This window comes from Escherichia sp. MOD1-EC6475, assembly GCF_003046645.1.
In the GTDB taxonomy this organism is placed as follows: Bacteria; Pseudomonadota; Gammaproteobacteria; order Enterobacterales; family Enterobacteriaceae; genus Escherichia; species Escherichia ruysiae.
Genome location: NZ_PZKQ01000015.1, coordinates 56562 through 81300 on the forward strand (window position 1 = coordinate 56562; position 24739 = coordinate 81300).

Genomic DNA, 24739 nt, shown 5'->3' on the forward strand with positions numbered 1-24739 from the left:
GGCATTTATTGCGCCGCTGCGTACAGGCCGACAATCTGTTCCAGGCTGGCGGTACGCGGATTACTGCGCAGACAAATATCTTCCAGTGCGGCCTGCGCCCATGCGCCGTAATGCGCAGATGTCGCACCAACATCGCCCAGTCGTTTACCAATCCCAACTTCCGCAATCAGCTCACTAACCGCGTTAATAGCATCACGCTCGTCGGATTTTTTAGTTCGCAGCGCCCTGCCTACCTGGCTAAAACGTTCGCGGCATACCATCCGGTTAAACTCCATCACCGTTGGCAGCAGCATGGCATTCGCCAGACCGTGCGGAATATGCAGCGTCGCCCCCGGCTGATGCGCCATCGCGTGGCACAACCCAAGCCCCGCACTGGAAAACGCCATTCCCGCCATGCATGATGCGAGCAACATACTTTCGCGCGCGGCAAGGTCGTGCCCGTAACCCACCGCTTTCGGCAACGATTTACCAATCATCGCAATGGCGCCAATCGCCAGACTGTCGGTAAACGGTGTGGCGTTCAGTGCGCTATACGCTTCAATGGCATGGGTTAACGCGTCAATGCCGGTCATCGCCGTCACATGCGACGGCACGCCTTCGGTTAGCGCCGCGTCGAGGATCGCCACATCCGGCATCAGCGAGGCATGGGCTAACACCTGCTTGCGCCCGCTCACCGCGTCGATAATCACCGTTACGTTGGTCGTTTCAGAGCCGGTTCCGGCAGTCGTTGGAATGGCTATCAGCGGCAGGCGCGGTTGCAGAACGCTGGTTTCTGACATTTCTGCCAGCGTGCTATCGGGATTCGTCACCAGCAACGCCACGGCTTTCGCCGCATCGAGCACCGATCCACCGCCAAACGCAATCACCCCATCGCAACATGATTCACGCAGTTGCGCTACAGCCGCACACACGTCGGTAATGCACGGTTCGCCCACCGGACACGGCCAGAGCGTCATGGCGATACCTTTTACCGCCAGGCTACGCGTCAGCCCAGCGGTCATCCCCGCCTGATGCAAAAAACTGTCTGCCATCACGAACAGATGTTTCAACCCGCGCGTTTGCGCTTGCTGTCCGCAACTGCTCACCGCACCAGAGCCACAAAGCGTCACCGGCGGGACGCTAAATGTTTTTACCCGTTGCAGATTCAGGGTATCGAACGCCTGAAAGAGCGCCGTTTGCAATTCATGCATAGATCCCCTCCGCCTTCTCTCGCCCGCTACTGGCAATCGCCAGCGGGGTCATAAACAAACTGTGCTGCGGTAAATGCACCTGTAACGCCGGGAATTGTTTGCGAAACAGTTCCGCCACGCCCGGTTGCATACAGGAGCCGCCTGCCAGCCATAAATCAGTAATGCCCTGCCCCGCGATATGCCGCGCGACAATGTCCGCCATTTTTTCGTACACCGGTTTCACCGCAGGCCAAATCTCTTCGCCGTGACCCCGCTTGTACTGCTCCGCCTCTTCCAGCGGAATACGACGATTTCCGGCGAGAGTCAGAGAGATGTGATGCCCGCCGGTGGCTTCATCCGCCGAGTAGGTCACTTTGCCCTGTTTCACGATGGCAATACCGGTGGTGCCGCCACCGATATCCACTACGCCGGCGTTATCCAGTTGCAGCAAATCCGCCACCGCAGTTGGCTCATCCAGCACATGGCTCACTTCCAGTCCGGCAGATTCCAGCACGTTGATGGAAATACGCGCATCCGTACCTGGGGGAAATGACGTCGCCGCATGGCTAAAACGGCGACCGAATTGCCGCTCGAGGGCGTCGAGATGGCGACGAACAATGGTGACTGCACCAAAGAAATCCCAGACGATGCCGTCGCGAACCACATCAGCCCAGTCGAGGCATACCGCCACCGGCTGACCTTCGCGGTCAACGACCATCGACACCACATCGCAGGTGCCCAGATCCACCCCCAGCCACAGCGGAGACTCCGTCGCAGCAGGCGTCTGGTTACACAGCGTTGCCGCCGTTTGCAGACGCGGGGTGAGCCATTGTTCGTCGTGCGCCATCGGTTACTCCTTAAACAATGCGAAACGCATCGACTAATACACAGCGACGCAGGCGTACAAACGTCCGTGCGCTGGTTACCCCTTCACCGGTTGGCGTGGTGATGGTCATGGTGGTCCAGCCTTCCCCACCTAGCCCCAGTCCGGCAATGCACGGTCCGTTCTTGACGAAAATGCTGGTATCAATGGCGTTCGCCATCTGGTTCATGTTGTCGATATTGCGCGAGTGCATTGCCGCCGTGTGGTGGCAACCGCCTTCCAGTTTCACCGCCAGCGCAATGGCATCCGCCACGTTGGCGACACGCACCACCGGCAGCACCGGCATCATCAGTTCGGTCACAGCAAACGGATGTTCTGCGGTGGTTTCCACAAACAGCAATCGTGTTTCTTGCGGGACGTTCAGGCCGATTGCCGCCGCGATTTTCGCCGCATCGCGACCTACCCAGTCACGGCTGACGGTGCCTTTTCCACGCTCGTCGATATTTTTCAGCAACACCGGTTGTAGCTGCTGCGCCTGCTCTGCGGTCAGTTTCACCGCGTTCTGGCCTTGCATCAGACGCATCAGTTCATCGGCTACGCTATCGACGACAATCAGTACCTTTTCATCGGCACAAATAATGTTGTTATCGAAAGAAGCGCCTTTGACGATGGACTGAGCGGCACGGGCGAGGTCGGCGGTTTCATCCACCACCACCGGCGGGTTGCCTGCACCTGCGGCTATCAGACGTTTATTGGTGTGTTTGCGCGCCGCTTCTACTACCGCTTCGCCGCCGGTCACCACCAAAAGGCCGATGCCCGGAAACTTGAACAAGCGTTGCGCGGTTTCGATATCCGGATTTGCCACGGTCACCAGTAAGTTTTCTGGCCCGCCTGCGGCGACAATCGCCTGGTTGAGCAGCGTAATCGCCCGCTGAGAGACTTTTTTCGCCGCCGGATGCGGGGCAAAAATGACGCTGTTGCCCGCAGCAATCAGGCTGATGGCGTTATTAATCACGGTTGCCGCCGGATTAGTGGAAGGCGTCACCGAAGCCACCACGCCCCAGGGCGCGTTTTCAATTAACGTCAGGCCGTTGTCGCCCGTCAGCACCTGCGGAGAGAGGCACTCTACGCCCGGCGTACCGCGCGCCTGAGCAACGTTTTTGGCAAATTTATCTTCAACGCGACCCATGCCTGTTTCACTGACGGCAAGTTCCGCTAACTCTCTGGCGTGTTTTTCGCCTGCTTCACGAATGGCAGCAATGGCTAACTGGCGCATCGCCACGCTTTTTAAGCCTTGCTGGGCAACTTTAGCTGCCGCAACGGCGTCATCCAGGGAAGCAAAAACGCCCATTTCATGAATGGCGGCGGACGGCGAGTCACTGCTTTGCATTTTCAGCAGTACCGCTTTCACCACCTGTTCAATATCCTGTTGATTCATGATGTTCTGCCTTATTTGTGGAAAATTACCTGACCGCCAGACACCACTTCATCGACGATGCCAATCACGCACAGATCGACCGGTGACGTTTCGCTTTTATGCGCCTGGCGGGCGGAACTGCCGCTCACCAGCAACACCCACTCCCCGGTTCCCGCGCCAATATTGTCGATGGCGACGGCACACTGCCCGTCAGGATTTCCCTGTGAATCAATCATTTCCACCATCAGCAATTTGTCATGCGCCAGCCCGTGATGGCGTACGGTACAAACAATTTGTCCAGTGACGACTGCCAGTTTCATACCCGCCTCCGTGGCGTATTTCAGGTAAAAGCTCCCCCTACCCTCCGTGGAAGGTAAAATGAAAAAGGAGAGAGCGTGACGCCCGAGTCGACGTCACACAGGGTGATTACAGGTTGCTGCTGTCGCCTTTCAGGCCGATCGGGAAGACTTCTTCCAGGTCACCATGAGGACGCGGGATAACGTGGACAGATACCAGCTCGCCAATACGCTGTGCCGCTGCGGCACCGGCATCGGTCGCCGCTTTACAGGCTGCAACATCACCGCGAACCATTGCAGTACACAGGCCGCCGCCAATCTGCTTCACGCCGACCAGTTTGACGCGCGCAGCTTTAACCATCGCGTCAGAAGCCTCAATCAGTGCAACCAGGTCCCGGGTTTCGATCATTCCTAATGCTTCCATTGTGTTTTCCTCTTTATAAGGGTCCAGAACGGGACCGTTCATTCAACCAGTGTTTGTAAACTGCTTTCGCGGTTCACTTCTGTCTGGCGCGGTACGGCTGCCACCAGCGCCAGCTCGATAATTTCCTGCACGCTACAACCACGAGAGAGATCGTGCAGCGGCGCGGCAAGTCCTTGTATCAACGGTCCGACGGCACGATATCCGCCGAGTCGTTGTGCGATTTTGTAGCCAATATTTCCTGCCTCCAGCGACGGAAAAACCATTACATTCGCTTTGCCCTGTAGCGGGCTGCCAGGTGCTTTTTGCGCCGCGACATCCGGCACGAAGGCGGCGTCAAACTGCAACTCGCCATCCACCACCAGTTGTGGCGCGCGTTCCCGGACGATTTCGGTCGCCTGCTGAACGTTAGCAACGCAAGGGTGACGGGCGCTGCCGTTACTGGAAAACGACAGCATCGCCACGCGCGGCTCTTCTCCGGTGATGGCACGCCAGGTTTCGGCGCTGGCAAGGGCGATATCCGCCAGTTGCGCTGCCGTCGGCTGTGGCACCACACTACAATCGGCAAAGCCCAACGCGGGGCCGCTGTACTGCGGCAGCATCAGGAAAATGGAGGAAAGCGTTTTACAGCCCGGCTGCAAACCAATAATGCGTAATCCGGCACGCAGCACATTCGCCGTGGAAGAGAGATTACCCGCGATACAGACATCCGCTTTACCGGCGCTGACCATTGCGGCGGCGAACATCAGCGGGTCGGTGAGTTTATCCAGCGCATCCGGCGGCGTTTTATCGCCTGCACGGGCGAGCCAGCGATGGGCAAATTCTTCCCGCATTGCGAGGTTGCTCTGTGGCTCAATCACCTGTAGCCCGTCCATCGCCACGCCGTGACTGAGCGCAAACTGACGAAGTTCAAACGGATTGGCGACCAGAACAGGCGACGCCAGACCTTGTTGATGCAGATATTGCGCGGCTTTCAGCACACGCGGGTCTAACGCATCCGGAAAAACCACTCTTGCGGGCGCTCGCAACGCCAGTTCACGGCAACGTTCAATAATCATTGCGTCTCTCCCAGTCGTTGTTGGATCTGCTTCACCGTTAGCGGCTGCTTCGTCACGCTCAGGATCATCATCACGTAAACCGTGCTGGAAAGGCGGTTCAGCACCTGCAAGATGTCCGGGCGTAATACTTCAAAACTGCGGGTAATAAACACCTGCGCCGCTACCGTCTCGGTTTCACGCACTTTGGTGCGTAGAAGATTCAGCAACGCCGCATCGCGTCCGTGGCTGGCTTCCGGCACCAGATGATCGTGGTCGAGATAACGCAGCGGCTGGTGAGAAAGCCGATGCAGATCTTCGTCAGAAAGCCCGACAATCGCCTGGCAGCCCAGCGGTTCTCCCAGCGCATCGGCGCGCATAATGTTGCCAAGACGCGAACGGATATCCGCCAGCCACGGCTGCCACGGTTCCGCCAGTTCAATTTGCAGCCACACGGCCAGCGCAATGGTGCTGTCGAGAACAGCGCGAAAACCGAGGCGCGGATCGCTTTTAGCGACCATTTTTTCCGCCGACAGGTGGGTCATCGTATCTGGTTTTTTCACCACCGGCTGGTGGCACAGTTCGCAGCACGCCTGCGGATATTCATCGCTACTGGTCAGCCCGTGAACACGCTGCGGCTGCTGTTGTTCATCGTCTACAAACAGGCTGCCCTGCTCGTCAATAAACTTGATGCGCAGATGGCGGCTTTCCAGTAACTCCCGGGCAGAGGGCGTCAGGCGACTGTCCGCAGGGAGATGGATCTCTGCGCCTTCGCTGAGCGTATGGTTCGCTCGTAGCCATGCTTCGGTGATGAAATCTTTCATAGGGATTGCCAGTTCGCCGGCCAGGCGACATACAGGAATTTCACGCTGGATGTCGTACCAAATTCGATGCTGGAGCCTTTCGGGATAAACATCACGTCACCTGCTTTGGCGATCATGGTTTCGCCTTCGTGGCGAACGTGCAGTTCACCTTCCAGTACCATGTCGATTTCGTCGTAGTTCAGCTTCCACGGGAAGAAGGCGTTATCCCACTGCATAAAACCCGCAGCCATGCTGCTGCCGTCATCTCCGGTAACCAGATCGGTCAACCCGACGCATTGAGGTTCCGCGCCGTCAAAACGACCAAACTTCACGCTACCGCCATCAATAACTTTGATGCCGCCTTTGCCGGTCACTGATTTAAAGCTCGGCTGCATTGCGCCCTGCTCCAGCGACTGCTTTTCCTTCATCACTTTTTCCATCAGCTGCGCAACCAGGCTTTCGGTAAACTGGCCTTCTGGTAGCTGGGCGATGATGGTTTCGCGGATACGCTGGCTTTCGGTTTTATCGGCAGGCGCGCTGGCAGGAACGGACGCCGTTACCGGTGTCGATTCATCGCATTCGGTGATGGTAAACCCCAGCAGATCCGCCACTTCGCGCGCTTCCGGGGTGATAATGCTGGCGCGCAGAACCACGGACAGTGCCTGTTCGCCGCGCGCATGTGCTTCACGAATATCATTCGCTGTGATGAGTTTTTTCACCTGCTTCCTCCTGTTCGGTGAGAGATGCCAGATAATCCACCAGTTGCTGCACGCTTTGCGGGTCGTGGCTGTTTAACTCGAAAATCGGCTCTTCAAAGCCAGTCTCGCGCAATAACTGTCGCGTTGCGGCGACGTCAGCATCCGGCATGTCCGTTTTACTGATGACGGCGATTCGCCGTTTAGTGACGCCAATATCCAGCAACCCGGCAGGTAATCGACTTTCCGGGTCATTCGCGCCATGGACATATATCAGCATGTCCACATCCTGTAGCGTGGTAATTAAGGCGTGATACCAGCGGGGATGGCTAAAATATTCACCTGGCGTATCAATATCACCCTTATTATTAAATTCCACAGCCTGCGTTTTTCGCGCGAGGGTATAATCTCCCTGCAACGCATTAAATAACGTTGTCTTTCCTGCCCCGACAGCACCCACAAACGCAATTCGTTTCATGAATGCCTCGCATTAACTTTTGGTCATTTCACAAAGCGTATAATTTAATAAGCGCCCTAAACCGCTGACGGTTTGTGATAACGCTTCTTCTACCGCACCCACCGAGCCATAAATCACCAGTGCGCCGCTAAAACGGTCAAGAAAACCGATATGCACATCGGCGGCTTTCAGTGCTAAATCGCCGGCAATCATCGCCGTTTCGCCGGGAGTTAGCGTCATAATGCCGATTGCGCCAGCATCGGGAACACCGATTTTCTTCGCCAGCTCCTCGCCGGGATGCGCAATTAAATGCGCCAGCGTGACCTGTTTACCGGGAACAAATTCCTGAATGATGCGTTCTTTATCCATGAGTCGCCGCCTGTGAAAAATCTGGCGCTATCGTGACAATTTTTCGTCAGAGTAAATAACAAAATTCGGCAAGGGAGTTTAAAAGGTGAGGTAGATCACTAAGAATTGAGAGATATTTTATCTAATGCATAAATTTTCATGTACAGCACATGAATATAATTAAATTGATATTGATTTATTTTTATAGGGCGCACTTTATTATTCGAAAAACAAGTAATAATCCCTTCTGATATATTGCGATAAACTGCTTACCCTGAATATTCAGGGTAAGCGTAAGAGTTAAGAAAGAATTACAGCGGCTGAGTTTGCGCTTCAACCACGGCCAGCGCCACCATGTTGACGATACGACGTACCGATGCGATTGGCGTTAATACATGAACCGGTTTCGCCACGCCCATCAGCACCGGGCCGACGGTAACACCTTCTGAGCTAGAAACGCGTAGTAAGTTGTAACTAATGCGGGCGGCTTCCATATTCGGCATCACCAGAATATTAGCGGAACCTTTCAGGGTGCTGTCCGGCATCCGGTCGTTGCGAATCGCTTCCACCAACGCCGCATCACCGTGCATTTCGCCATCAATCATCAGTTCTGGCGCACGCTCCCTGACCAGTTCCAGAGCTTTACGCATTTTGCTGGACGACGGGCAGTTTGAAGAACCGAAGTTGGAGTGCGACAGTAAGGCAACGCGAGGCTCAATACCGAAACGACGGACAGTTTCTGCCGCCATCAGCGTGATCTCCGCCAGTTCTTCTGCGTCTGGATCATCGTTGACGTAGGTGTCAGCAATAAAGGTGTTACCACTCGGCAGCAGCAGCGCGTTCATTGCGCCAGCGGTGTGAACGCCATCGCGATAACCAAACACATTTTTCACCACGCCGAAGTGTTCGTGATAATCCCCCACCGTACCGCAGATCATCGCATCGGCTTCACCACGCTGAACCATAATCGCACCGATCACTGTCGGGTTACCGATCAGCGCACGCTGCGCCTGTTCCTGGGTGACCCCACGACGTTTCATGATCTGGAAGTATTCGCTCCAGTACTCTTTAAAGCGCGGATCGGATTCGTTATTAACGATCTCAAAATCAACGCCCGCTTTGATCTGCAAGCCCAGCTTCTGAATGCGCATTTCGATTACGTTCGGACGACCAATAAGAATCGGTTTCGCCAGTCCCAGCGTTACCAGTTCCTGAGTCGCGTGCAAAACGCGCGCCTCTTCCCCTTCCGGCAGCACCACGCGCTTCGGTGCTTTGCGAGCCAGGGAGAAGATCGGCTTCATAAACAGGTTGGTTTTGTAAACGAACTCGGTCAGTTTGTCGATGTAGACGTCAAAATCGGCAATCGGACGCGTCGCCACACCAGACTCCATTGCCGCTTTTGCCACCGCTGGCGCAATCTTGACGATCAGACGCGGATCGAACGGTTTAGGAATGATGTATTCCGGGCCAAAGCTCAGATCCTGATCGCCATAGGCAGAAGCAACCACTTCGCTCTGTTCCGCATGAGCCAGTTCAGCAATCGCACGTACCGCCGCCAGTTTCATCTCTTCATTAATAGCGGTTGCGCCAACGTCCAGTGCTCCACGGAAAATGAACGGGAAGCAAAGGACGTTGTTAACCTGGTTCGGGTAGTCGGAACGACCTGTACAGATGATGGCATCCGGGCGCACTTCTTTCGCCAGCGGCGGCAGAATTTCCGGTTCCGGATTCGCCAGCGCCAGGATCATCGGCGCGCGAGCCATTTTCTTCACCATCTCCTGTGTCAGCACTTTCGGACCGGAACAGCCAAGGAAAATATCCGCGCCTTCAATTACATCGTCGAGGGTACGTTTACCGTCATCCACCACCGCGTAAGCGGCTTTGGTTTCCGCCATGTTCGGCTCTCGCCCCTGATAGATAACGCCTTTCGAGTCACAAACCACGATGTTATGTTTTTGCAGCCCCAGCGCCACCAGCAGGTTCATACAGGCGATTGCGGCCGCCCCCGCGCCGGAAACCACCATCCGCACGTCGGAGATGTTTTTCTCTACCACGCGCAGGCCGTTGAGGATAGCGGCGGTGCTGATGATTGCCGTTCCGTGCTGGTCGTCGTGGAATACCGGAATGTTCATTCGCTGGCGCAGTTTTTGCTCAATATAGAAGCATTCTGGCGCTTTAATGTCTTCGAGGTTGATGCCGCCAAAGGTCGGTTCCAGCGCAGCGACCACTTCGATAAATTTGTCCGGGTCCAACTCATCGACTTCAATGTCAAACACATCAATCCCGGCGAATTTCTTAAACAGAACGCCCTTGCCTTCCATCACCGGTTTGCCTGCCAGCGCGCCAATGTTGCCTAACCCCAGCACCGCCGTACCGTTGGAGATCACCGCCACCAGGTTACCGCGCGCAGTATATTTGTAGGCTTTTAACGGATCTTTCTCGATTTCAAGACAAGGCGCGGCGACGCCAGGTGAGTAGGCCAGCGCCAGATCGCGCTGCGTTGCCAGAGGTTTAGTAGGAGAAACCTGGATTTTTCCTGGAACTGGAAATTCATGGAAATCAAGTGCACTTTGTTTTAACTGGTCATCCATTTGGTTGTTCCTTTCACGTAACGTTCACAAAAATGAGCGGGCAACTGCCTCAGCCCACAACATGGCGCACATTATTACCTTGCCGGAGCTTTCAGACTTTGAGCAAGTCCAAACTCTCCTCATCAAAATAATATTTTGGCAATAATCCTATAACACTGATGTTACCTGCTTAATCCAGCAATACCATGCCTGTCTGCTATGCTTTTTTGATGCGATTAGCGAAATTTCTCAGAAGTGTGAATTAACGCACTCACCTAACACTTTACTTTTCAAGGAGTATTTCCTATGAACGAGTTAGACGGCATCAAACAGTTCACCACTGTCGTGGCAGACAGCGGCGATATTGAGTCCATTCGCCATTATCATCCTCAGGACGCCACCACCAATCCTTCGTTATTACTCAAGGTTGCCGGATTATCACAATATGAGCATTTAATAGACGATGCTATCGCCTGGGGTAAAAAAAATGGTCAAACGCAGGAACAACAAGTGGTAGCTGCCTGCGATAAGCTGGCGGTCAATTTCGGTACAGAAATTCTCAAAATCGTACCCGGTCGTGTATCGACAGAAGTTGACGCACGCCTCTCTTTTGATAAAGAAAAGAGTATTGAGAAAGCGCGTCATCTGGTGGATTTGTACCAGCAGCAGGGCGTTGAGAAATCACGCATTCTGATCAAACTGGCTTCAACCTGGGAAGGAATTCGCGCGGCAGAAGAGCTGGAAAAAGAAGGTATTAATTGCAATTTGACGCTGCTGTTTTCCTTTGCACAGGCGCGCGCCTGTGCAGAAGCAGGCGTTTTTCTGATTTCGCCGTTTGTCGGGCGTATTTATGACTGGTATCAGGCACGCAAGCCGATGGACCCGTATGTAGTGGAAGAAGATCCGGGCGTTAAGTCGGTGCGTAATATCTACGACTATTTCAAGCAGCACCGCTATGAAACTATTGTGATGGGCGCAAGTTTCCGCCGTACCGAGCAAATCCTCGCTTTAACCGGTTGCGATCGTCTGACTATCGCGCCGAACTTGCTGAAAGAGTTGCAGGAAAAAGTCTCGCCAGTCGTCCGCAAATTGATCCCGCCTTCTCAGACGTTCCCACGCCCTGCTCCAATGAGCGAAGCGGAGTTCCGTTGGGAGCACAATCAGGATGCGATGGCAGTAGAAAAACTGTCTGAAGGCATCCGCCTGTTCGCCGTCGATCAACGCAAACTGGAAGATCTTCTTGCCGCCAAACTATAAACCAGCCACGGAGTGTTATATGTCCCGAAAAGATCTTGCCAATGCGATTCGCGCACTCAGTATGGATGCGGTGCAAAAAGCCAATTCCGGTCATCCCGGCGCGCCAATGGGCATGGCCGATATTGCCGAAGTGCTATGGAACGACTTTCTTAAACATAACCCCACCGACCCGACCTGGTATGATCGCGACCGCTTTATTCTCTCCAACGGTCACGCGTCGATGCTGCTCTACAGTTTGCTGCATCTGACCGGTTACGACCTGCCGCTGGAAGAGCTGAAGAACTTCCGTCAGTTGCATTCGAAAACCCCAGGCCACCCGGAGATTGGTTATACGCCCGGTGTTGAAACCACCACCGGTCCACTTGGACAAGGTTTGGCGAACGCCGTCGGACTGGCGATAGCAGAGCGTACACTGGCGGCGCAGTTTAACCAGCCGGATCATGAAATTGTCGATCACTTCACTTATGTGTTTATGGGCGACGGTTGCCTGATGGAAGGTATTTCCCACGAAGTCTGTTCGCTGGCGGGCACGCTGGGACTGGGCAAGCTGATTGGTTTTTACGATCACAACGGTATTTCCATCGACGGTGAAACCGAAGGCTGGTTTACCGACGATACGGCAAAACGTTTTGAAGCCTATCACTGGCATGTTGTCCATGAAATCGACGGTCACGATCCGCAGGCGGTGAAGGAAGCGATCCTTGAAGCGCAAAGCGTGAAAGATAAGCCGTCGCTGATTATCTGCCGTACGGTGATTGGCTTTGGTTCGCCGAATAAAGCAGGTAAGGAAGAGGCGCACGGCGCACCTCTGGGGGAAGAAGAAGTGGCGCTGGCACGGCAAAAACTGGGCTGGCACCATCCGCCATTTGAGATCCCTAAAGAGATTTATCACGCCTGGGATGCCCGCGAAAAAGGCGAAAAAGCGCAGCAGAGCTGGAATGAGAAGTTTGCCGCGTATAAAAAGGCTCATCCGCAACTGGCAGAAGAGTTTACCCGCCGGATGAGTGGTGGTTTGCCGAAAGAGTGGGAAAAAACGACTCAGAAATATATCAATGAGTTGCAGGCAAATCCGGCGAAAATCGCTACCCGTAAGGCGTCGCAAAATACGCTTAACGCTTACGGCCCTATGCTGCCGGAACTGCTCGGCGGTTCGGCGGATCTGGCGCCCAGTAACCTCACCATCTGGAAAGGTTCTGTGTCGCTGAAGGAAGATCTGGCGGGGAATTATATTCACTACGGGGTACGTGAATTTGGTATGACCGCCATCGCCAACGGCATCGCGCACCACGGTGGATTTGTACCGTATACCGCGACGTTCCTGATGTTTGTTGAATACGCCCGCAACGCCGCGCGGATGGCGGCGCTGATGAAAGCGCGGCAAATTATGGTTTATACCCATGACTCGATTGGTCTGGGCGAAGATGGCCCGACGCACCAGGCGGTTGAGCAACTGGCCAGTTTGCGCTTAACACCGAATTTCAGCACCTGGCGACCGTGCGATCAGGTGGAAGCAGCGGTGGGCTGGAAGCTGGCGGTTGAGCGCCACAACGGGCCGACGGCGCTGATCCTCTCAAGGCAGAATCTGGCGCAGGTGGAACGTACGCCGGATCAGGTAAAAGAGATTGCTCGTGGTGGTTATGTGCTGAAAGACAGCGGCGGCAAGCCGGATATTATTTTGATTGCTACCGGTTCAGAGATGGAAATCACCCTGCAAGCGGCGGAGAAATTAGCGGGAGAAGGTCGCAATGTTCGCGTGGTTTCCCTGCCCTCGACCGATATTTTCGACGCCCAGGATGAGGAATATCGGGAATCGGTGTTGCCTTCTAACGTTGCGGCTCGCGTGGCGGTGGAAGCAGGCATCGCCGATTACTGGTACAAATACGTCGGCCTGAAAGGTGCGATTGTCGGGATGACGGGTTATGGCGAATCTGCTCCGGCGGATAAATTGTTCCCGTTCTTTGGCTTTACCGCCGAGAATATTATGGCAAAAGCGCATAAGGTACTGGGAGTGAAAGGTGCCTGATGCCGGTTTGCCTGATGCGACGCTAACGCGTCTTATTAGGCCTACAAACCGCGCCGGACCGTAGGGCGGATAAGGCGTTTACGCCGCATCCGCCAGATGGCATTCAACGCGTGATCCAAAGCGTAGGCCAGGCGTCTGGCCCATGCCAGTTATCGCAGGTGGGTTCTGCGGCGTAACGCACCAGACGAAAACGCTGGCCGTCAAAACGCCAACGCGTCTGAATACCACAATCACTTAATCCACGGCCTTTCGCTAACGTCACCAGTTCACGCGATTTTTCATCAAATGTCGCGTTCATCAGCTCCAGTTCATTCGTTTCCTGACCGTTGTTGAACGGCAAACGTAACCGTACCGGACGCGAGGCCAGCGGCTTTTTACGCGACACTATCCACGCCAGATCAATGGTGTTATAGGCGCCCGCCTCACAGCTAATCATCATCAATGCTTTATCATCGGTCAGCGCAGTGACATTCACCTCGCGACGCAACGGATCAAGCGAGCAGCGCAGGCCATTCATCCGCCAGTTACCGTAATCCAGCAAATCGTTACGTTCTTCGAGTGAGAGTGGCGTCGGCGTTGGGTTTACCACAGCGACCTCTTTCAGCGCAGGAGCAGGCGGTACGCTGAGTGGCGGCTCGTCTCCTTTCTTGATCCACGCAGTTTCACTACCCACGCGCTTTTGCTGGGCATCAATAAACAACAACGCCGCTTTTAATCCATTAAGAGAAATGGTCTGATCGCCGTCGCGTAAGGTAATTGCCTTCCCTTCCTGAATTATCTGCAAAAACGCGGTGATGGTCGCCGTATCATCGGTCACTAATAACCACGGTGAAATCCGCCACTTGTCCCCGCTTAACGCCAGCGGCTCGCCATCTAACAGCAGTCGTGGCGCTATCGCCTCTTCCGACGCATCCGGCGACTTCAACCCGCCGCGCTCAATACGCAAAACGGCATCGGTATGCGCCCCGGCACTGCGACTGAGAGTCATCACCAGTCCATTATGATTGCCTGTGTTGCGCGCTACGCAGAAATTTTGGTTGTTACAGGTGACCTGCCAGTCAGAAAACGTCCGTTGCGCTGGTGCTGCCCACGCTAAAGACGTCGGCAACAAAGCGAAAAAAAAGAGAAGGAAAATGCGATAGCGCATGGACGGTACGACCCCAGAAGTTCAAACAAACAGCACAAGTCGTATCTTCGTTGCGCAGGTAGCGCGGCTCAATCGGATTTATCGGATTGAGCCAATAATAAACAACGAAATATTATTGTTATTTTTCAGTCCATTAAATGTGACGATTGCAAATAGTTAAGCAATAACACCGTCTTACCGTCACGTATCTCGCCGGTTTTGATCATCTCCAGCGCCTGGCTGAACGGCAGCTCGAGCACTTCAATATCTTCATCTTCGACGCCGCCCCCCGCGTTAGCACGCTGACTGTCACTGTATTCGGCGATAAAAAAGTGGATTAGCTCGGTCACACCACCAGGCGACATGTACAGTTCAAATAATTTGCGTACTTCGCCAACCTCATAGCCCGTCTCTTCAATCGCTTCTTTGCGAATGCACACTTCGGGTTCGTCGTTGTCCAGCAACCCGGCACAAGTTTCAATCAACTGCCCGCTTTCATTGCCATTAACCCAGGTAGCGACGCGGAACTGACGAATCAGAACTACAGTCTTTTTCTTCGCGTTGTACAGGAGGATCGTCGCGCCATTGCCGCGATCGTAAACTTCACGTTTATGGCGGATAACTTCGCCATCTTTGCGGGTGAGATCGTAGGTAATGTTGTGCAGGGTGAAATAGTTATCGGAGAGAATTTTGTCTTTGATGAGGGTGATTTGTTGCGTCATACCGACTCCACAGCGCGAAATGAACAAGTATCTTACGCTGTGAAGTCGGGTTTGTCTGCGGATGGAATTAGTGAGATTTGACTGATTTTATCCCCAGCCAGTCAATAATTCCCTGCGCCGCATGGCGCCCTTCCGCCATTGCAGTCACCACGAGATCCGCACCGCGCACGGCATCGCCACCAGCGAAGATTTTCGGGTTCGTCGTCTGGTAACGGTACTGACTTTCAACATCAGCCACGATGCGCCCCCATTTATCCACCGTTACACCATGTGACTGAAGCCACGGCATATCATGCGGATTAAAACCAAACGCCATAATCACCGCGTCGGCTGGCATGACAAATTCACTGCCTTCCACCGGCACCGGACGTCGACGCCCTTGTGCATCCGGCTCGCCAAGACGCGTACGCAGGAAACGAATCCCGCAGACGTGACCTTGCTCATTCAGCTCAAGCGCCACTGGCTGGACGTTAAATTCGAAGTTAGCCCCCTCTTCGCGGGCGTTCTTCACCTCTTTTTTCGAACCGGGCATGTTAGCTTCGTCACGACGATAGGCACAGGTGACGTTACTTGCGCCGTGGCGCAGTGCGGTGCGCACACAGTCCATCGCGGTGTCGCCGCCGCCCAGTACCACGACATTTAGCCCGGCGGTATTGATAAACGGCTCTTCCGGTAGCTCTTCAAGCCCCATCACCTGTTTGGTGTTGGCAATAAGGAACGGCAGCGCGTCATAAACGCCCGGCGCATCTTCATTGGGTAAGCCCGCTTTCATGGAACGGTAAGTGCCGACGCCAACGAAGACTGCGTCGTACTGTTCGAGCAGCGAATCCAAAGAGACATCTTTACCCACTTCACAATTGAGTTTGAAGTGAATCCCCATTTTGCTGAAGATTTCCCGACGGCGCGCCATCAGCGATTTATCCAGTTTGAAAGAAGGAATGCCAAAGGTGAGCAAGCCTCCGATTTCTGGATGGCGATCGTATACCGTCACCTCCACGCCGTTGCGTGTCAGGACGTCCGCACAGGCCAGCCCTGCCGGACCCGCACCGATAATCGCCACTCGCTTGTCCACTTTGGTGACATGGCTTAAGTCAGGACGCCAGCCTTTCGCCAGCGCCTGATCTGAAATGTAGCGTTCAATATTGCCGATAGTCACCGCACCGTGTTCGTCGCGAATAGTGCAGGCACCTTCACACAAACGGTCTTGCGGACAGACGCGTCCGGTAATTTCCGGCAGGGTGTTGGTCTGGTGAGAAAGCTCGACGGCGGCGTCGATATTTCCGCCTTTCACCAGTTCTATCCACTGCGGAATATGGTTATGCAGCGGACAGGTCCATTCACAAATGCTGTGCTCGCCGCACTTCAGGCAGCGCGAGGCTTCCCGTTGCGCCTGGTCGGCGCGAAACGGCAGATAAATTTCATCAAAGCCGGTTTTGCGCGCTTCAATTGCCAGTTTATCCGGCTCGCCGCGCGCGGGCGTTGCCTGCATTTGCTCGACTTTACTCATTACCGGCATTTCTTGTACCGCTGTACTGGTATGCCACGGTTGATGCTCCTGACGTGCTGTGCGCAAGCGGCGGGATTTCGCTATACCGGAGAGTGCGGCGTCGGTGACCAGTTGCAGCGCATCCGCCGGGCAATTTTCGACACAGGCGGGGCCGTTTTCTCTCCCTGCGCACAGGTCGCATTTATGTGCCGTGGCTTTCACTTTACCCGCTGTGACGGGTGTCAGGACAATCTGCATGGTGCCAAACGGACAGGCCACCACACAGGATTTACAGCCAATACACTTTTGCTGATTGACCTGAATGCTGTCATCAACATGGCTGATAGCGCCATTGGGGCAGCTACGGGCACAGGGCGCATCTTCGCAATGGTGACAGGTCACTGCACTACGTTGCTGCTGATGTTTGATAACCGTAATTCGGGGATGAAAATGGTGTTGGCTCAGGACATGTTGCTCATCATTGTGAGCCATGACACAGGCAATTTCACAAGCATGACAACCCAGACATTGCTGACTGTTGGCCATAATAAAACGATTCATAACGACCTTCTTTTTTGGTTGTAAAAACCTTATTCTTTATATGAGTGTTGTTATTACCCGACTTGCAGGGGAATCGGCAATGTCCATGTGCCCAGAACAAGTAACTATTTCGCTATAAACTGTGGCAGATCAAATAATCCCATCACTGACTAAATTGCGTTTCAACAATCTGGAACATTAATGATTTTATGTGGAGAAGACGCGTGTGATTGTTAAACGACCCGTCTCGGCCAGTCTGGCCAGGGCCTTTTTTTACATTGTGCTGCTGTCGATTCTTTCCACGGGTATCGCTCTGCTAACTCTGGCGAGCAGTTTGCGCGACGCTGAGGCGATCAATATTGCCGGATCGCTACGTATGCAGAGTTACCGCCTGGGCTACGACTTGCAAAGTGGCAGTCCACAACTCAATGCGCATCGTCAGCTGTTCCAGCAGGCACTGCATTCACCGGTATTAACCAATCTCAACGTCTGGTATGTGCCAGAGGCAGTAAAAACCCGCTATGCGCATCTGAATGCCAACTGGCTGGAGATGAATAATCGGCTCAGCAAGGGTGATTTGCCGTGGTATCAGGCCAATATCGATAATTATGTCAATCAGATAGACCTGTTCGTGCTGGCTTTACAGCACTACGCTGAGCGCAAAATGTTGCTGGTGGTGGCGATTTCGCTGGCTGGCGGCATCGGTATTTTCACACTGGTCTTTTTTACTCTGCGCCGCATACGCCATCAGGTCGTTGCCCCACTGAATCAGCTGGTTACCGCCAGTCAGCGTATTGAACACGGGCAGTTCGGCTCACCGCCGCTGGATACCAGCCTGCCCAATGAGCTGGGACTGCTGGCCAAAACCTTTAACCAGATGTCGAGCGAACTGCATAAATTGTACCGCTCGCTGGAAGCGTCAGTAGAAGAAAAAACCCGCGATCTCCACGAGGCCAAGCGCCGTCTGGAGGTGTTGTATCAGTGTTCGCAGGCGCTGAACACCAGCCAGATTGATGTGCATTGTTTCCGCCATATTTTGCAGATCGTTCGCGACAATGAAGCGGCTGAATATCTGGAATTGAATGTCGGTGAAAACTGGCGGATTAGTGAAGGAAAGCCAAAACCTGAGCTGCCGATGCAGATTTTACCGGTGACGATGCAAGAGACAGTTTACGGCGAGCTGCACTGGCAAAACAGCAACGTGTCGGCCTCCGAACCGCTGCTTAACAGCGTTTCGTCGATGCTGGGGCGCGGTTTGTACTTTAATCAGGCACAGAAACATTTTCAGCAGTTGCTGTTGATGGAAGAACGCGCGACCATCGCCCGCGAATTGCACGACTCACTGGCTCAGGTGCTTTCTTATTTGCGTATCCAGTTAACATTACTGAAACGTTCGATACCGGAAGATAACGCCACCGCACAAAGTATCATGGCCGATTTTTCCCAGGCATTAAATGATGCGTATCGGCAGTTACGCGAGCTGTTGACCACTTTCCGCCTGACGCTGCAGCAGGCGGATCTTCCCTCCGCGCTGCGGGAAATGCTGGATACGTTACAAAATCAAACCAGCGCCAAACTGACCCTCGACTGCCGCTTGCCAACCCTGGCGCTGGATGCGCAAATGCAGGTGCATTTGTTGCAAATTATTCGCGAAGCGGTGCTGAATGCGATGAAGCACGCCAATGCCAGCGAAATCGCCGTTAGCTGCGTCACTGCGCCGGACGGCAATCACACGGTCTATATTCGTGATAACGGGATTGGCATCGGTGAACCGAAAGAACCTGAAGGCCATTATGGCTTGAATATTATGCGCGAGCGCGCGGAACGACTGGGCGGAACGCTGACTTTTTCACAACCTTCCGGTGGCGGCACGTTAGTGAGTATTAGCTTTCGCTCTGCGGCGGGTGAGGAAAGTCAACTGATGTAATATCTCTTGTTGACCAAAGAATACGGGCACTTAAGGTTCAGTATAAAAGGGAATGATAATTTACATTATCTCCTTTTTTTCTCCACGATTGGCTCGTACCTTGCCGCTACAGTGAAGCAAGTCAAGCCTACAACGATACGCAGAAACACGAGGTCCTCTTTTAATGGCGAATTTCTTTATTGATCGCCCCATTTTTGCCTGGGTACTGGCAATCCTGTTATGTCTGACAGGGACCCTGGCTATTTTTTCATTGCCCGTTGAACAATACCCGGATCTCGCGCCGCCGAACGTGCGAGTGACCGCTAACTATCCAGGTGCATCGGCCCAGACGCTGGAAAACACCGTGACTCAGGTTATTGAGCAGAATATGACTGGCCTCGATAACCTGATGTATATGTCGTCACAAAGCAGCGGCACCGGCCAGGCATCTGTCACCTTAAGTTTTAAAGCCGGAACCGACCCAGACGAGGCGGTGCAGCAGGTACAAAACCAGCTGCAATCGGCCATGCGTAAACTCCCACAGGCAGTACAAAACCAGGGCGTGACAGTACGTAAAACTGGCGATACTAACATCCTGACCATAGCCTTCGTCTCTACCGATGGTTCGATGGATAAGCAGGATATTGCCGACTACGTTGCCAGTAATATTCAGGACCCGTTAAGTCGCGTTAACGGCGTTGGTGATATCGACGCCTACGGTTCACAGTATTCGATGCGTATCTGGCTTGATCCGGCAAAAATGAACAGCTTCCAGATGACGGCTAAAGATGTAACCGACGCCATTGAATCACAGAACGCGCAGATTGCGGTCGGACAGCTTGGCGGTACACCTTCTGTCGATAAACAAGCATTGAACGCTACCATTAACGCCCAGTCGCTGTTGCAAACGCCTGAACAGTTCCGCGATATCACCTTGCGGGTAAATCAGGATGGTTCGGAAGTGAAACTGGGCGATGTTGCCACCGTCGAAATGGGGGCGGAGAAATACGATTATCTTAGCCGCTTTAATGGTAAGCCTGCCTCCGGTCTGGGGGTAAAACTGGCTTCCGGCGCGAACGAAATGGCCACAGCGAAGCTGGTACTGAACCGGCTCGACGAACTGGCGCAATACTTCCCTCCCGGGCTGGAATATAAGGTGGCGTATGAAACCACCTCGTTTGTTAAAGCCTCCATTGAAGACGTGGTGAAAACCCTGTTAGAAGCTATCGCGCTGGTTTTCCTCGTCATGTATCTGTTCCTGCAAAACTTCCGCGCTACGCTGATTCCAACTATTGCCGTGCCGGTGGTGTTAATGGGCACTTTCTCCGTGCTTTACGCCTTCGGTTACAGCGTCAACACCTTAACCATGTTTGCGATGGTGCTGGCGATCGGTCTGCTGGTGGATGACGCCATCGTGGTGGTGGAAAACGTCGAACGTATTATGAGTGAGGAAGGACTCACTCCTCGCGAAGCTACACGTAAATCGATGGGGCAGATCCAGGGGGCACTGGTCGGGATTGCGATGGTGCTGTCGGCGGTATTTGTGCCAATGGCCTTCTTTGGCGGCACCACCGGAGCTATCTATCGCCAGTTCTCTATTACCATTGTTGCGGCGATGGTGCTGTCGGTGCTGGTGGCGATGATCCTCACTCCGGCGCTGTGTGCCACGCTACTTAAACCACTGAAAAAAGGTGAGCATCACGGGCAGAAAGGCTTTTTTGCCTGGTTTAACCAGATGTTCAACCGTAACGCCGAACGCTACGAGAAAGGGGTGGCGAAAATTCTCCACCGCAGCCTGCGCTGGATTGTGATTTATGTCCTGCTGCTTGGCGGTATGGTGTTTCTGTTCCTGCGTTTGCCGACGTCCTTCCTGCCACTGGAAGACCGTGGCATGTTCACCACCTCGGTGCAGCTACCCAGCGGTTCGACCCAGCAACAGACGCTGAAAGTGGTGGAACAGATTGAGAAGTATTACTTCACTCATGAGAAAGACAACATCACGTCGGTATTTGCCACGGTCGGTTCAGGCCCTGGCGGCAACGGGCAAAACGTGGCGCGTATGTTTATCCGCCTGAAAGACTGGAGTGAGCGCGACAGTAAAACCGGCACTTCGTTTGCCATTATCGAACGTGCAACGAAAGAATTTAATAAGATTAAAGAAGCCCGCGTTATCGCCAGCAGCCCGCCGGCAATCAGCGGTCTTGGCAGTTCTGCGGGTTTTGATATGGAGTTGCAGGATCACGCCGGAGCGGGTCACGATGCGCTGATGGCTGCACGTAACCAGTTGCTGGCGCTGGCGGCGGAAAATCAGGAATTAACCCGCGTGCGCCATAACGGTCTTGATGACAGTCCGCAGTTACAGATTGATATCGACCAGCGTAAAGCTCAGGCGCTGGGCGTTGCTATTGACGATATTAACGACACGCTGCAAACCGCGTGGGGTTCGAGCTATGTAAATGACTTTATGGATCGCGGTCGCGTGAAGAAAGTCTATGTGCAGGCCGCCGCGCCGTATCGGATGCTGCCGGATGATATCAACCTGTGGTATGTGCGTAACAAAGACGGTGGGATGGTGCCCTTCTCTGCCTTCGCGACCTCCCGCTGGGAGACAGGTTCGCCCCGTCTGGAACGTTATAACGGCTATTCCGCAGTGGAAATTGTCGGGGAGGCCGCACCGGGCGTCAGTACCGGCACGGCGATGGATATTATGGAATCGTTAGTGAAGCAGTTGCCAAACGGCTTTGGCCTGGAGTGGACGGCGATGTCGTATCAGGAACGGCTTTCTGGCGCGCAGGCTCCGGCGCTGTACGCCATTTCATTACTGGTGGTATTCCTGTGTCTGGCGGCGCTGTATGAAAGCTGGTCGGTGCCGTTCTCCGTAATGCTGGTCGTGCCGCTGGGGGTCATCGGCGCGCTGCTGGCAACCTGGATGCGCGGGCTGGAAAACGACGTTTACTTCCAGGTGGGTCTATTAACGGTCATTGGTTTATCGGCGAAAAACGCCATCCTCATTGTCGAGTTCGCTAACGAGATGAACCAAAAAGGTCATGACCTGTTTGAAGCGACGCTTTATGCCTGCCGCCAGCGTTTACGCCCGATACTGATGACCTCGCTGGCGTTTATCTTCGGCGTACTGCCGATGGCAATCAGCAGTGGTGCCGGTTCCGGTGGTCAACATGCGGTGGGTACTGGCGTAATGGGGGGAATGATCTCCGCTACCATTCTGGCGATTTACTTCGTGCCTCTGTTCTTTGTGCTGGTACGCCGTCGTTTCCCTCTGAAGCCACGCCCGGAATAAGTAATAAAAAAGGCGACATGCCAACGTGTCGCCTTTTTCAACTTTCTGATAAAGAACCTGTTCATCAGGTTCTTTCATTTTACCTTCTGTCCTGGCAATTACTTGCGAAGCATAACTTCGATAAAGTCTTTCCAGTTCCCCAGTTCACGTTCAATCATAACAACCTCTCTTATAATTATGGGTATTCTACGGAAACAATATACCGTGGTGAAGCTAATTTATTCGATTGCAGTGATTACTACCTCCGGGGCAAAACCTATGTAAATACTATGGCCCTGAGACAGGGATTTTTATGTGATGCAAAGCAACATTTCAACAGATTCATACGGATTCTAATACTTGCTTAATTCTGTTTGAAATACATACAGATACCTAGGGGAATATTCTTAATAATTGCATTCAAAATGCTCACAATTATTTAATAATTGTTAAGTGAAACACCTTAATAATGTTATATTCCCTGATATTCATTTGCCGGGAAAATGTATTGACCGTTAAATGAGTATTTATTCTTATAAATCGAAAAAGGATTCATTATGGTTACACTTTACGGCATTAAAAATTGTGACACCATTAAAAAGGCTCGCCGTTGGCTGGAAACCAATAACATCGACTATCGTTTTCATGATTATCGCGTTGATGGGCTGGACAGCGAATTATTGAACGGTTTTATCAACGAATTAGGTTGGGAAGCGTTACTCAACACCCGTGGTACTACCTGGCGTAAACTGGACGATACCACGCGCAATAAAATCACCGATGCGGCTTCGGCGGCGGCATTAATGACTGAAATGCCTGCAATTATCAAACGCCCATTGCTCTGCGCGCCAGGGAAGCCTATGCTGCTGGGTTTCAGTGAATCCAGTTATCAGCAATTTTTCCTATGAGGTGTAGTCTATGTCGTGTCCGGTTATTGAGCTGACACAGCAGCTTATTCGCCGCCCATCCTTAAGTCCTGATGACGCAGGATGTCAGGCAATCATTACCGAACGTTTACAGGCGATCGGTTTTACCATCGAACGCATGGACTTTGCGGATACGCAGAATTTTTGGGCGTGGCGTGGACAGGGAGAAACGTTAGCCTTTGCCGGACATACCGACGTTGTACCGCCTGGCGATGCCGACCGTTGGATCAATCCACCATTTGAACCGACCATTCGCGACGGTATGTTATTCGGGCGCGGCGCGGCAGATATGAAAGGGTCGCTGGCGGCGATGGTGGTAGCAGCAGAACGCTTTGTCGCGCAACATCCCAACCATAAAGGTCGACTGGCGTTTCTGATCACCTCAGACGAAGAAGCCAGCGCCCACAACGGCACGGTCAAAGTGGTCGAAACCTTAATGGCGCGCCGTGAACGGCTGGATTACTGCCTGGTTGGCGAACCGTCGAGTATCGAAGTGGTCGGTGATGTAGTGAAAAATGGCCGTCGCGGATCGTTGACCTGTAACCTTACTATTCATGGCGTGCAGGGTCATGTGGCTTACCCACACCTTGCAGATAACCCTGTGCATCGCGCAGCCCCTTTCCTCAATGAGTTAGTGGCTATCGAGTGGGATCAGGGCAATGAATTTTTCCCGGCAACCAGTATGCAAATAGCCAATATTCAGGCAGGTACTGGCAGTAATAATGTCATTCCGGGTGAGCTGTTTGTACAGTTTAACTTCCGCTTTAGCACCGAACTTACTGATGAGATGATCAAAGCACAGGTGCTTGCCCTGCTGGAAAAACATCAACTGCGTTATACGGTCGATTGGTGGCTTTCCGGGCAGCCATTTTTGACTGCACGCGGTAAACTGGTGGATGCGGTCGTCAACGCGGTTGAGCACTATAATGAAATTAAACCGCAGCTACTGACCACTGGCGGAACGTCCGATGGGCGCTTTATTGCCCGCATGGGGGCGCAGGTGGTGGAACTTGGGCCGGTCAATGCCACTATTCATAAAATTAATGAATGTGTGAACGCTGCCGACCTGCAGCTACTTGCCCGTATGTATCAACGAATCATGGAACAGCTCGTCGCCTGATGAGTGGTTCTGCAAGAGGAAATAAGCATGGACTGGCTGGCTAAATATTGGTGGATTCTGGTGATTGTCTTTTTGGTAGGCGTCCTGCTGAATGTGATCAAAGATCTCAAGCGCGTCGACCATAAGAAATTTCTCGCCAACAAGCCGGAGCTTCCCCCACATCGTGATTTCAACGATAAATGGGACGATGACGACGACTGGCCGAAGAAGGATCAACCGAAGAAGTAAGCTGGAGGAGCCGGATAATGTCTGGCGCTCAACCGTAGGCCTGATAAGACGCGTCAGCGTCGCATCAGGCATCATAGCCGGATGCGGCGTGAACG

Annotated in this window: 22 protein-coding genes; 7 read left to right on the forward strand and 15 right to left on the reverse strand. The window is 53.4% G+C overall.

Annotated elements, in window-relative coordinates; all coding sequences use genetic code 11:
• Positions 1-5: 5 nt before the first annotated feature.
• The 11 genes from eutG to maeB all read right to left on the reverse strand — a co-directional run bounded on the left by eutG (position 6) and on the right by maeB (position 10054).
• Positions 6-1190, reverse strand: a complete 1185-nt coding sequence (eutG, locus tag A7589_RS05040; RefSeq protein ID WP_105282683.1) for an ethanolamine utilization ethanol dehydrogenase EutG — start codon at positions 1188-1190, stop codon at positions 6-8.
• A complete protein-coding gene (gene eutJ / locus A7589_RS05045; RefSeq protein ID WP_000929739.1) occupies positions 1183-2016 on the reverse strand; it encodes an ethanolamine utilization protein EutJ in 834 nt (277 codons plus the stop codon). Before eutJ ends, eutG begins: the two co-directional genes overlap by 8 nt.
• A 10-nt stretch (positions 2017-2026) precedes the next feature.
• Positions 2027-3430 carry an aldehyde dehydrogenase family protein gene (locus A7589_RS05050; protein WP_001075656.1) on the reverse strand — a complete coding sequence of 468 codons (1404 nt, stop codon included), beginning with the start codon at positions 3428-3430 and terminating at the stop codon, positions 2027-2029.
• 11 nt (positions 3431-3441) lie between these two features.
• Positions 3442-3729, reverse strand: a complete 288-nt coding sequence (gene eutN, locus A7589_RS05055) for an ethanolamine utilization microcompartment protein EutN (protein WP_000762200.1) — start codon at positions 3727-3729, stop codon at positions 3442-3444.
• Positions 3730-3835: 106 nt separating this feature from the next.
• The gene (gene eutM, locus A7589_RS05060; RefSeq protein ID WP_108188750.1) at positions 3836-4129 is read right to left on the reverse strand and encodes an ethanolamine utilization microcompartment protein EutM; all 294 of its coding nucleotides are present in this window, start codon (positions 4127-4129) and stop codon (positions 3836-3838) included.
• Positions 4130-4167: 38 nt separating this feature from the next.
• On the reverse strand, positions 4168-5184 hold the full coding sequence (gene pta / locus A7589_RS05065; protein WP_000582951.1) for a phosphate acetyltransferase: 1017 nt from the start codon (positions 5182-5184) through the stop codon (positions 4168-4170).
• Positions 5181-5984, reverse strand: a complete 804-nt coding sequence (gene eutT / locus A7589_RS05070) for an ethanolamine utilization cob(I)yrinic acid a,c-diamide adenosyltransferase EutT (protein ID WP_000651315.1) — start codon at positions 5982-5984, stop codon at positions 5181-5183. The genes pta and eutT overlap by 4 nt, the downstream gene beginning before the upstream one ends.
• Positions 5981-6682: an ethanolamine utilization acetate kinase EutQ gene (gene eutQ / locus A7589_RS05075; RefSeq protein WP_000733883.1), complete on the reverse strand. Its 702-nt coding sequence runs from the start codon at positions 6680-6682 to the stop codon at positions 5981-5983. The genes eutT and eutQ overlap by 4 nt, the downstream gene beginning before the upstream one ends.
• Positions 6657-7136, reverse strand: a complete 480-nt coding sequence (gene eutP, locus A7589_RS05080) for an ethanolamine utilization acetate kinase EutP (protein WP_000820742.1) — start codon at positions 7134-7136, stop codon at positions 6657-6659. Before eutP ends, eutQ begins: the two co-directional genes overlap by 26 nt.
• A 12-nt stretch (positions 7137-7148) precedes the next feature.
• Positions 7149-7484, reverse strand: coding sequence for an ethanolamine utilization microcompartment protein EutS (eutS, locus tag A7589_RS05085; protein WP_000356956.1), 336 nt, complete (start codon positions 7482-7484; stop codon positions 7149-7151).
• Between the two features lie 290 nt (positions 7485-7774).
• Positions 7775-10054: an NADP-dependent oxaloacetate-decarboxylating malate dehydrogenase gene (gene maeB / locus A7589_RS05090; protein WP_000342664.1), complete on the reverse strand. Its 2280-nt coding sequence runs from the start codon at positions 10052-10054 to the stop codon at positions 7775-7777.
• Between the two features lie 285 nt (positions 10055-10339).
• Between maeB and tal the strand changes: the two genes are divergently transcribed.
• Together tal and tkt are read left to right on the forward strand one after the other, a co-directional pair.
• Positions 10340-11290 (forward strand): transaldolase, encoded by a 951-nt coding sequence (tal, locus tag A7589_RS05095; protein WP_108188749.1) that lies wholly within the window; start codon positions 10340-10342, stop codon positions 11288-11290.
• Between the two features lie 19 nt (positions 11291-11309).
• Complete coding sequence (tkt, locus tag A7589_RS05100) at positions 11310-13313, forward strand: transketolase (protein ID WP_000087314.1); 2004 nt, start codon at positions 11310-11312, stop codon at positions 13311-13313.
• 103 nt (positions 13314-13416) lie between these two features.
• On the opposite strand, the gene A7589_RS05105 is transcribed toward tkt, so the two are convergent.
• The 3 genes from A7589_RS05105 to aegA form a co-directional block, all read right to left on the reverse strand.
• Positions 13417-14460, reverse strand: a complete 1044-nt coding sequence (locus A7589_RS05105) for a DUF1176 domain-containing protein (protein WP_001270502.1) — start codon at positions 14458-14460, stop codon at positions 13417-13419.
• Between the two features lie 125 nt (positions 14461-14585).
• Positions 14586-15161, reverse strand: a complete 576-nt coding sequence (gene nudK, locus A7589_RS05110; RefSeq protein ID WP_010350316.1) for a GDP-mannose pyrophosphatase NudK — start codon at positions 15159-15161, stop codon at positions 14586-14588.
• 67 nt (positions 15162-15228) lie between these two features.
• Positions 15229-17208, reverse strand: a complete 1980-nt coding sequence (gene aegA, locus A7589_RS05115; protein WP_001078906.1) for a formate-dependent uric acid utilization protein AegA — start codon at positions 17206-17208, stop codon at positions 15229-15231.
• A gap of 205 nt (positions 17209-17413) precedes the next feature.
• On the opposite strand from aegA, the gene narQ reads away from it, so the two are divergent.
• Both narQ and acrD read left to right on the forward strand, forming a co-directional pair.
• Entirely contained in the window at positions 17414-19114 is a 1701-nt protein-coding gene (narQ, locus tag A7589_RS05120; RefSeq protein WP_010357107.1) for a nitrate/nitrite two-component system sensor histidine kinase NarQ, read from the forward strand.
• A gap of 163 nt (positions 19115-19277) precedes the next feature.
• Positions 19278-22391, forward strand: coding sequence for a multidrug efflux RND transporter permease AcrD (gene acrD, locus A7589_RS05125; RefSeq protein ID WP_001273174.1), 3114 nt, complete (start codon positions 19278-19280; stop codon positions 22389-22391).
• A gap of 98 nt (positions 22392-22489) precedes the next feature.
• Here the strand turns inward: acrD and ypfM are convergent, their stop codons facing one another.
• Positions 22490-22549, reverse strand: a complete 60-nt coding sequence (ypfM, locus tag A7589_RS05130) for a protein YpfM (protein ID WP_001386977.1) — start codon at positions 22547-22549, stop codon at positions 22490-22492.
• A gap of 378 nt (positions 22550-22927) precedes the next feature.
• Between ypfM and A7589_RS05135 the strand changes: the two genes are divergently transcribed.
• From A7589_RS05135 to A7589_RS05145, 3 genes are read left to right on the forward strand one after another with little or no spacing between them, the layout of a single operon-like run.
• A complete protein-coding gene (locus A7589_RS05135) occupies positions 22928-23278 on the forward strand; it encodes an ArsC family reductase (protein WP_000258261.1) in 351 nt (116 codons plus the stop codon).
• 10 nt (positions 23279-23288) lie between these two features.
• Complete coding sequence (gene dapE / locus A7589_RS05140) at positions 23289-24416, forward strand: succinyl-diaminopimelate desuccinylase (RefSeq protein WP_001277781.1); 1128 nt, start codon at positions 23289-23291, stop codon at positions 24414-24416.
• 27 nt (positions 24417-24443) lie between these two features.
• A complete protein-coding gene (locus tag A7589_RS05145) occupies positions 24444-24644 on the forward strand; it encodes a YpfN family protein (RefSeq protein WP_000383836.1) in 201 nt (66 codons plus the stop codon).
• Positions 24645-24739: the final 95 nt, after the last annotated feature.